This window comes from Eikenella longinqua, assembly GCF_001648355.1.
GTDB classification, from domain to species: Bacteria; Pseudomonadota; Gammaproteobacteria; order Burkholderiales; family Neisseriaceae; genus Eikenella; species Eikenella longinqua.
Genome location: NZ_LXSL01000003.1, coordinates 1 through 1,297, shown reverse-complemented (window position 1 = coordinate 1,297; position 1,297 = coordinate 1). Strand labels below are relative to the sequence as shown.

At 50.4% G+C, this 1,297-nt stretch carries 2 protein-coding genes and 1 pseudogene; all 3 read right to left on the bottom strand.

All coding sequences use genetic code 11. From position 1 onward, the window contains the following. Nucleotides 1-177 (bottom strand): virulence factor TspB C-terminal domain-related protein (locus tag A7P95_RS12415; RefSeq protein ID WP_425387458.1); only part of this gene is annotated, 177 nt, incomplete at its 3' end. Further along, entirely contained in the window at nt 178-447 is a 270-nt protein-coding gene (locus A7P95_RS11355; RefSeq protein ID WP_156503429.1) for a hypothetical protein, read from the bottom strand. 198 nt (nt 448-645) lie between these two features. Next, a pseudogene (locus A7P95_RS11870) lies at nt 646-1,297 on the bottom strand (hypothetical protein); the annotation flags it as partial.

Sequence of the window (1,297 nt, the reverse complement as noted above, 5' to 3'; positions counted from 1 at the left end):
GGGGCGGGCTTTGCGGGCGGTATCGCACATCGGTTCGTAGCTTATTCTTTGCTGTGTTCCGGCTATGCTGAATGAGGTAGGAGCGGGACAGGCGGCATCGGTGTTGAAGATATTGACCGGGGATAGGCCGGAACATCCGCCAAAACTGGCAACCCAAGCAGGACGAATGGTAAACATCTAAGTAAATTCGATATCAATCCCTTCATAACTTTGCTGCAATCTATCCAAAGCATCATTAAAGCTCCCATCAAACAAATGCCGGTTAGCTCGTAATACAGCCAACTGCCCCGGGCTCATCATCAAGCCCAAATAAAGTGGCTTATCAAAATTAGGCTGCCCAGGCGGTATCAAACTGTTATACCCATTCACAACAATTGTTGGATACTCATTAAATTTCGTTGCATAACTGCCATCAGGCCGAGCTACAAAATACTGTTGCCAATCCATGTTACTACCCCTTTCATTACCAAATTAAACGAAAGGCCAGCTTAACCAATCCGGGCGGGTTTGGCTAGTTTTTCAGGTAGCCTCATGCCGTTTGCGGCACCCCTGCCGCGCTACCGCTTGGCGGATACCTGCCGCCATCGACTGCACGCAGTCAATGCCGTCAGGCATCTCATCCCTTCCCCGCCGTTTCAGGCAGCCTTATTGCGCCATCGTGCCCTTAGTTTCTGCGTGTGCCATGGTAGGTTTAGCCGGGCTGTCCAAAGTCAGCACGCTGGCACCGCCTTCGCCGCTGTAGCTGCCCTGCGGCAGGTTGTCGGCAGTTTCCTGCCGGGCTTTGTAAGGGTTGTAAATGCCGTTTTCAACGTAGCTCCGGCATTGGGTATCGGGTACGGCCACAGGTGTGGCCTGTTCGGTGTAGCAGGTACAGCCACTATCGCTTTGGATACAGGCGACGGGATAGGGCATGGTTTGGATATTGCGGTTAAACAATGGCCGCGGTTTATAAAAACATAATGATGGCGGGGATAACCACGGCGAAACCGGCCAAGAAATAGATTTCAGGGGGCATGCGTTAATCCTCTTCACTTTCTGAAATATCGTCAGGTTCTTCTTCGCTATCTTCCCATTCATGCCCTTCCCAAGATTTTTCGACCATTTCAGAATCCAACATGGCCGCATTGTAATCATTGATATATTCCTGCTCGTCTGGGTGAAAGAATTGTTGAATGCGCCATTGCGGTAAGCGGTCAGGGCGTCATTTACGCTGTATTCGCCGCTTAGGAAGTCATGGGCTAAATCAACGCGGGTATAGCGGAAGCCAACAACTTCATCCATTTGGGAAAAGTTATAA

Coding starts and splice junctions, on each gene's coding strand:
- A7P95_RS11355 (WP_156503429.1), bottom strand. CDS start 447: ATGGATTGGCAACAGTATTTTGTAGCTCGGCCTGATGGCAGTTATGCA.